Source organism: Sphingosinicella sp. (assembly GCF_052387495.1).
Lineage (GTDB): Bacteria > Pseudomonadota > Alphaproteobacteria > Sphingomonadales > Sphingomonadaceae > Allosphingosinicella.
The window spans coordinates 1-7,015 of sequence record NZ_JBQTJC010000014.1 but is presented as its reverse complement, the minus strand read 5'-3'; the positions used below and the strand labels follow the sequence as shown (position 1 = coordinate 7,015).

10 protein-coding genes are annotated in these 7,015 nt (G+C 67.9%); 1 reads left to right on the top strand and 9 read right to left on the bottom strand.

Annotated elements, in window-relative coordinates; genetic code table 11:
* From ACT4N8_RS01255 to ACT4N8_RS01215, 9 genes are all read right to left on the bottom strand, one after another.
* Nucleotides 1-99, bottom strand: a 99-nt coding sequence (locus ACT4N8_RS01255; protein ID WP_444856321.1) for an ATPase inhibitor subunit zeta, incomplete at its 3' end; no start/stop codon positions are given.
* Between the two features lie 51 nt (nucleotides 100-150).
* Nucleotides 151-1,149: an NADPH:quinone oxidoreductase family protein gene (locus tag ACT4N8_RS01250; RefSeq protein WP_444856320.1), complete on the bottom strand. Its 999-nt coding sequence runs from the start codon at nucleotides 1,147-1,149 to the stop codon at nucleotides 151-153.
* Nucleotides 1,146-1,970 carry an N-acyl homoserine lactonase family protein gene (locus tag ACT4N8_RS01245; protein ID WP_444856319.1) on the bottom strand — a complete coding sequence of 275 codons (825 nt, stop codon included), beginning with the start codon at nucleotides 1,968-1,970 and terminating at the stop codon, nucleotides 1,146-1,148. Before ACT4N8_RS01245 ends, ACT4N8_RS01250 begins: the two co-directional genes overlap by 4 nt.
* Entirely contained in the window at nucleotides 1,964-2,941 is a 978-nt protein-coding gene (locus ACT4N8_RS01240; RefSeq protein ID WP_444856318.1) for an NAD-dependent epimerase/dehydratase family protein, read from the bottom strand. Before ACT4N8_RS01240 ends, ACT4N8_RS01245 begins: the two co-directional genes overlap by 7 nt.
* Complete coding sequence (locus tag ACT4N8_RS01235; RefSeq protein ID WP_444856317.1) at nucleotides 2,938-3,531, bottom strand: hypothetical protein; 594 nt, start codon at nucleotides 3,529-3,531, stop codon at nucleotides 2,938-2,940. Before ACT4N8_RS01235 ends, ACT4N8_RS01240 begins: the two co-directional genes overlap by 4 nt.
* Nucleotides 3,531-4,166, bottom strand: coding sequence for a 3-oxoacid CoA-transferase subunit B (locus tag ACT4N8_RS01230; RefSeq protein WP_444856316.1), 636 nt, complete (start codon nucleotides 4,164-4,166; stop codon nucleotides 3,531-3,533). Before ACT4N8_RS01230 ends, ACT4N8_RS01235 begins: the two co-directional genes overlap by 1 nt.
* Entirely contained in the window at nucleotides 4,108-4,614 is a 507-nt protein-coding gene (locus tag ACT4N8_RS01225; RefSeq protein ID WP_444856315.1) for a hypothetical protein, read from the bottom strand. Before ACT4N8_RS01225 ends, ACT4N8_RS01230 begins: the two co-directional genes overlap by 59 nt.
* Nucleotides 4,611-5,498, bottom strand: a complete 888-nt coding sequence (locus tag ACT4N8_RS01220; protein WP_444856314.1) for a 5'-nucleotidase, lipoprotein e(P4) family — start codon at nucleotides 5,496-5,498, stop codon at nucleotides 4,611-4,613. Before ACT4N8_RS01220 ends, ACT4N8_RS01225 begins: the two co-directional genes overlap by 4 nt.
* Nucleotides 5,498-6,205, bottom strand: coding sequence for a CoA transferase subunit A (locus ACT4N8_RS01215; protein WP_444856313.1), 708 nt, complete (start codon nucleotides 6,203-6,205; stop codon nucleotides 5,498-5,500). Before ACT4N8_RS01215 ends, ACT4N8_RS01220 begins: the two co-directional genes overlap by 1 nt.
* A gap of 129 nt (nucleotides 6,206-6,334) precedes the next feature.
* Here ACT4N8_RS01215 and ACT4N8_RS01210 point away from each other — a divergent pair, with 129 nt between their 5' ends.
* On the top strand, nucleotides 6,335-6,955 hold the full coding sequence (locus ACT4N8_RS01210; protein ID WP_444856312.1) for a hypothetical protein: 621 nt from the start codon (nucleotides 6,335-6,337) through the stop codon (nucleotides 6,953-6,955).
* Nucleotides 6,956-7,015 lie beyond the last annotated feature (60 nt).

Here is a 7,015-nt window from a genome sequence, read left to right as displayed (position 1 = left end):
GAGCAGCCGGTTGCGCCGGGCGATGACCTTGAACTGCATCTCCTGATCGCGGGCATATTTGGTCTCGAAAGCCTTCTGGCGGTCGTCGAACGTGGTCATGGCATTCCTTCGCTGCCGGTTGCGAAGGCTCAGATAGGCGCGCGCTGGGCCTTAGTCCATGGTGACGACGAGCTTGCCCACCGCCTGGCGCGCCGCCATGTGAGCGATCGCCTCGGCGCCTTGCTCGAGCGGCCAGGTGCGGCTCACCCTGGGTGCGATCCGACCCTCGTCCCAGAGGCGGAAGAGGGTGCGGATATGCTCGGCATTCGCCTTGGGATCACGCGCCGCGAAGGCGCCCCAGAAGACGCCGCGCACGTCGCAGCTCTTGAGGAGGGTGAGGTTGAGCGGCAGGCGCGGGATGCCCGCGGGAAAGCCGACGACGAGGAGGCGGCCCTCCCAGGCGAGCGCGCGGACCGCCGCCTCGGTATAATCGCCGCCGACCGGATCGTAGACGAGATCGGCGCCGTCTGGACCGACGGCCCCCTTGAATTGCTGCGCCAGGGCTTTCGACCCGTCCTTGTCGAACGGGCCACGCGGATAGACGAGGGCGGCGTCAGCCCCCGCTTCACGCGCGACCGCGGCCTTCTCCTCCGATGAAACCGCCGCGACGACGCGGGCGCCATAGGCTTTGCCGAGCTCGACCGCGGCGAGGCCGACGCCGCCCGCAGCGCCGAGTACGAGCAGGGTCTCGCCTTCCTGCAAGCGGCCCCGATCGAGCAGCGCGTGGATGGTGGTGGCGTAGGTCAGGATCAGGGCCGAGCCCTCGGCGAAGTCGCGCCCGGGCGGCAGCGGCAGCGCCTTGTCGGCGGCGACCAGCACCTTTTCGGCGAGCCCGCCATGGCCGAGCATCGCGATCAGCCGGTCGCCCGGCGCCCAGCCGGTCACGCCCTCCCCTACCGCCTCGACCACGCCCGCGATCTCGCCGCCCGGCGCGAACGGGCGCGGCGGCCTGAACTGATATTTGTCCTCGATGATCAGCACGTCCGGATAGTTGACCGCGCAGGCCTTCACGCGGACGAGCAACTGCCCCTGCCCGGCCACCGGATCGGGCAGCATGGCCAGCCTCAGTGTCTCTGGCCCGCCCGGCGCTTCCGACAGCAATGCTCTCATTGCGCCGCCCGCGGGAAGGCGGGGAGCAGACGGATGTCGTCCGGCTCGTGCTGGATGATGATTCGAGCGCGCAGATTGCGGGCGATCTCCTGGAAGCGGGCCATCGAAGCGAGCGTGTCGGCCCGGTTGGTGTTGAAGCGCGGCACCCCGCCGTTCCGCATGTTCGCGGTGAAATGGTAGAGATCGCCGGTCAGCAGCACGGGCCCGGTGCGCGGCAAGCGAACCAGCAACGAGCGGTGTCCCGGCGTATGGCCCGGCATGTCGAGAATGATCACGCTGCCGTCACTGAAGACATCGTGGTCGCCGCGCAGCTGCTCGACCCGCGCGCCGCCATCGATCCACGGCCGGAAGCGCTGTGTCGTGGACGGCCGATTGCGGATCGCTTCCCAGTCCGCCGTCCCGACAAGCAGGGTGGCGCCGGGGAAATCGGCTGCCTGGCCGATATGGTCGTCATGATAGTGGCTGACGCCGACGAACGTGACCTGGCCGGGCTGGACATTGATTCGGGCGAGCTGGTCGCGGATCCGCTCCCGAACGCTCATCCGCATGCCGCCCTGCTCGGCGCTCTGCCCGGCTAGCTCGCCGGGAAGGCCGGCATCCCAGAGCAGATAGCGGTCGCCGTTGCGGATCAGATAGCAACTGTCAGTCAGGGTGCGCCGCTCGCCGACATAGCGGAACGTGTCGGAGAACATGAAGAGCGGAACATCGATCTCGCCGCAATCGAGCCGCCACATCTGGATTGGGGCGGGGGTCTGCGCGACCGCCGGCGCGACGCCGGTAGCCAAGAACCCCAGCGCGATCCCAATGAGCCGCTTCAGCATCGTTCCATCTCCCCTATCTCCTTCGGAGAGACATAATTGGGGTCGTGGGCGAAGGGCAATGGCTCATCCTTTTCGATCGCGCCGAGCACCGCGGCGAAGTCCGTCCCGCAGCGAAAGCCCATCAGCCGCTCGGCGCGCGTGGGATCGTAGACCCGGTCGATCTGCGCCGGCAGCAACCAGCCGCGTCGCGCGTAGAGCTCGGCTGCCTCGGGAAAATGGCGAATAATCACGGCCGGCGCGTTGTGGAGCAGCGCCTCGGCCTCGTCAGGTGCGAAGGGCGGCGGGGCGGAGATGATGAAGGTTTCGAGGCCGAGCGCGGGCGCCTTGGCCAGCGCGGCGAGATGCGCCTCGGCGGCGTCCTCGACGGTGAGCCGGCGGTTGAGGAACTCGTTGGCCTTGATGTTCTCGCCGGACAGGTCGCGATGCGTATCGTCCTCCTCGAGGAAGAAGCGGCCGGTGCGCAGGATGACGATGGGAAGGCCATGCTCGCGGTGGATGAGCGCGCAAAGCTGCTCCGCCGCGCGCTTGGTGACGCCATAGATGTTGCGCGGCTCGAGCGGCCCGAAATCCTCGGTCAGCCAGGCGGCGCGCGTCGCCCCGCCCGCTTTGCCAGCGCGGATCGTCTCGGAGATCATCAGCGAGGTGGTCGAGGTAAAGACGAAACGGTCATTGCCCGCCGCGACCGCAGCCGCGAGCAGGTTGAGCGTTCCTGTCAGGTTGACGTCGATGAAGGCCTGCTTCGGGTAGCGGGCGATGTCCGGCTTGTGCAGCGCGCCGGCATGAATCACCGCCTCTATGCCGTGTTCGGCGAACACGCGGTCGACCAGCGCCTTGTCCGCGACCGAACCGACGATGCCGGTGTCCGCACCCGGCGCGACGTCGAGCCCGACGACCTCATGCTCCTGCGCGCGCAAGCGCGGCGCGAGGAAGCGGCCGAGCCAGCCCGACGACCCGGTGAGCAGGAGCCTCAACGCAGCTCCGCCAAGAACTGGTCTATACTGCGCACCCGCCGCGGCCAGCGCGAGACCAGGTTGCGCCCCGCCAGCCAGAAGAACAGCATGAAGGTGGCCATCGCGCCGAGCCACCACCAGCCGCCGTCGACCAGAGCGACCCAGAAGACGAAGGCGAACAGGAACAGGCAGGGTATGCCGACGATCAGAAGGTTGACGATCGCGGTCGTAGGGCCTGGCCCGATCCTGAGCCGTTCCAGGCCATGTGCCTCGGCGACATGCGCCGCGAATTCGGCGATCAGGGCCTGATAAGCGGGCTGGTTCTCGACCGGCATCAGCAGGACCGGCCTCGAGCCGCCGTCCCACCAGATTTTGGTCTCGTATATCGGCGGCGTCTTGAGATGGAGCGAGTGGACCGGCCCCATGCGGAACTGGCGGATAAGGTCGACCCGCTCCGCCGGAATCGCGACATGCCCGCCTTGCTCGCCCTCGATCGCCAGAGTCGCACCCTCGAGCCGGACGGCGACGTCGGAGCCGGAAACGCCGCGCCGCTCGAGCTCGCGGCCGTTGATGCTGGTGAAGCGTCGCGAAGGCCAGCGGCCGGACGCCATCAGGCTTCGTAGGCCGCCGTCGTCTTCGCCGCCACTTCCTCGGCGGTGACGTCCGGCGCGAGCTCGATCAGCTTGAACGGGCTGTCGTGATCGGGGCGGTGGAAAACGCACAGGTCCGTGACGATCATGTCCACCACGTTCTTGCCGGTGAGCGGCAGGGTGCATTCGGGGATGAACTTGGGATCGCCGTTCTTGGAGACATGCTCCATCACCACGATGATCTTCTTGACCCCGGCGACGAGGTCCATCGCCCCGCCCATCCCCTTGATCATCTTGCCGGGGATCATCCAGTTGGCGATGTCGCCATTCTCCGCCACCTCCATCGCGCCCAATACGGTCAGATCGATATGGCCGCCGCGGATCATCGCGAAGCTGTCCGACGAGGAGAAATAGGACGAGGACGGCAGCTCGCTGATCGTCTGCTTGCCGGCGTTGATGAGGTCCGGATCGACCTCATCCTCATAGGGAAACGGCCCGATGCCGAGCATGCCGTTCTCGGACTGGAGCGTCACCGTCATCCCGGCCGGGATGTTGTTGGCGACGAGGGTCGGGATGCCGATGCCGAGCTTGACGTAATCACCGTCGCGCAGCTCCTTGGCGGCGCGGGCGGCCCTCTGAGGACGATCCCAGGGCATGTGCCACCTTTCCTTGGCTGAGCTGCGGCCACGCCCGCCACGTCCCGACCGCATAAGCGATCCCGTAAGCCAGCACGATCAGCGACGACCAGAACATGAAAGCGGAGGACAGGTCCGGCCGGTTGAACAAGGCCGGGCTGAAGACGAACAGGCCGCGCAGCAGATAGATGGCGCTGATCGCGACCAGGGCGGTCCGCATCAGCGGCAGGCGGCGGAACAGGCCGGCGCCGGCGAAGGCATAAGCGGCCCAGAGCGCAAGGATCGCGGCGATGCCGAGTGTCAACAAAGGCGGCGTCCACGAGCCGCGCTCAGCGGCGCGCGCCATCTCCTCGCCGGCGCCGAAGAAGCGGTACCAGCCGGGGCCGCCGACGACGCAAGCGAGGTGCAGCACCGCGGCCGCCAGACTTAGGCAACCGCCAACGACCAGCCAGGGATTGCGCGCGCTCACTCCGCGCCCGGATCGGTCCAGCGGCGGTCGCGCGGGAAGACGTCGTCGAAATCGCCGCGGATGCTCGGCCCGTAGACGGGAGTAGAGAGCATGAACCAGCCATTGCCCCACATTTGCGCGAAGCGGCCGCTGGTGGCGGCGCGGCGACGCTCGGGCACCGACAGGGTGCGGACGTTGAACAGATCGGAGAAATCGCCGAGCTGATCGCCGGCCATCGCGATCACGCAGTAGCGCTGCGAGACGGTGGCGCGGCGCGGGTCCTTGGCCGAGCCGGGGGCGACGTCGCCCTGCAGCCACAGCGTCTCGCGGTGGCGCGCGGGACCGAGGCCGGCACCTTCGATCGCGCGCCGGGTGAACTCGGCGTTGGCGGACTGGCGGTTCGAATTGAAGATCACGGTCACGCCGGCCTCGCGGACGGCGCGAAGCGCGGTGACCGCGCCGGGCATGGGGAGCACCGCGTCGGCGCCGGTCCGCTCCCAGCGATTCCAGCGTGCCTGATCATAGCCGCTGCGCGCGATCGCCTCGTCAAATTCGTAGCCGAGATTCTGGATCGCGGTTTCGTCCGCGTCGAGGATCACCGCCAGCGGCCGATCACCGCAAGGCAGGAAGCGCGGCGCATCGAGCGTCGCGTCGGCGGCCAGCACGACGCTGTCGCGCGGGCGATCGCGGACCGCCGCGACGACATAATCGCGGAAGGCGTGCCAGGCCTGAATGCTCGCCGCGCCACCTTCGCCAGAGCCGTAGAGCCATTGCATGGCTGGCGGCGGCGTCGGCGGCAGCTCGCGCAGGACGATCGCATCGTTTGCCGGGGCAGGACGCGGGGCTTGCGCGCTCGCGCAGGCGCCGAGAGCGAGCAGGACCACGGCAAACGGCGCGAGGCGCATCACGCCGCCTCCCTCGGGCGGGTGGTGCGGAACTCGATCTTCTTGTCGTAGGGCGCGCCGAGGATCATCCGCTTCACGTAGATCGAGGGGAGATGGACGCAGTCCGGATCGAGGCTGCCGACCGGCACGATCTCCTCGACTTCGGCGACGCAGATCTTCCCGGCGGTCGCCATCGGCTGGTTGAAGTTGCGCGCGGTCTTGCGGAAGACGAGGTTGCCGCTCTCGTCCGCCTTCCAGCCCTTGATGATCGAAAGATCGGCGCGGATGCCGCGCTCCAGGATATAATCCTGGCCGTCGAAATTCTTGACCTCCTTGCCCTCGGCCACCTGGGTGCCGACGCCGGTCTTCGTATAAAAGCCGGGAATGCCCGCGCCGCCCGCGCGGCAGCGTTCGGCGAGCGTGCCCTGGGGGCAGAATTCGACCTCGAGCTCGCCGGCCAGATATTGCCGCTCGAACTCCTTGTTCTCGCCGACATAAGAGGAGATCATCTTCTTGACCTGCCGCGAGCGGAGCAGCTTGCCGAGCCCCTCATTGTCGATCCCGGCATTGTTCGAGGCGATGGTGAGGTCCTTCACGCCCGAGGCCTGGATCGCGTCGATCAGCCGCTCCGGAATGCCGCACAGGCCGAAGCCGCCCGCGCAGATCGTCATGCCGTCGAACAAAAGCCCGTCCAGCGCCGCCGCCGCATCGGGGTAGATTTTCTGCATCCGCCACTCCCTTGAAGCGAGCCGAGCGATAGGCGCGCCGCCCGGCGCCGGTCAAGCGAGCGAAACCCGCGCTTGACGCGAGCATCGGATCGGATTACTTTGTTTTTTAGAGTTCTTTGGAGAACAGCTATGACCGATGCATCGCGGACCTCGCCGGACGATATCGCTTATGTCCGCCACCTCGCCGAAAGCGGCGCGCGGGCACCGCTGATCGGCGGTCGCTTCATGGCCTGGTGGGGCTTTCTCGTCACCGCCGGCTGGAGCGCCCAGCATCTCGCGGTCAACGGCATCGTCGGCGACGGCAATCTCGTGTTCGGATATATCTGGGGCAGCTTCGCGATCCTCGGGCTCGGCGGGCAGGCTGTGCTGGTCCGCTCGATGCGGCCGAAGGCGGGCGCCGGCTCGGCCGGCAACCTCGCTTCGCGCCCGGTCTGGGCGGCGGCGGCGCTGACCATCGTGTCGATGGTCGCCGGCGTCGCTTTCCTCGCGCCAAGGGTCGGTTACCAAGTGTTCGACTGGATCGTGCCGGTCGCCTTCGCCGTCTATGCCTGCGCTTTGATCGTAACCGGCAGGCTCGCGGGCGAGCGAATCGTCGTCCTCGCCGGCTATGGCGCGGCGGCGATGGTCGGGCTGTTCACCGCCTTCATCCTCCATCCCGACCGCTACCTGATCGCCGCGGCGGGCGCCGCCGCGACCGTGCTGCTGCCCGGGCTCATGCTGCTCGCGCGCGAGCCCAAGGCACAGGGCTGACGTGGCCGACGGCAATCCCTTCGACCACAATGCGATCGACGACATCGTCCACGGCCGCAT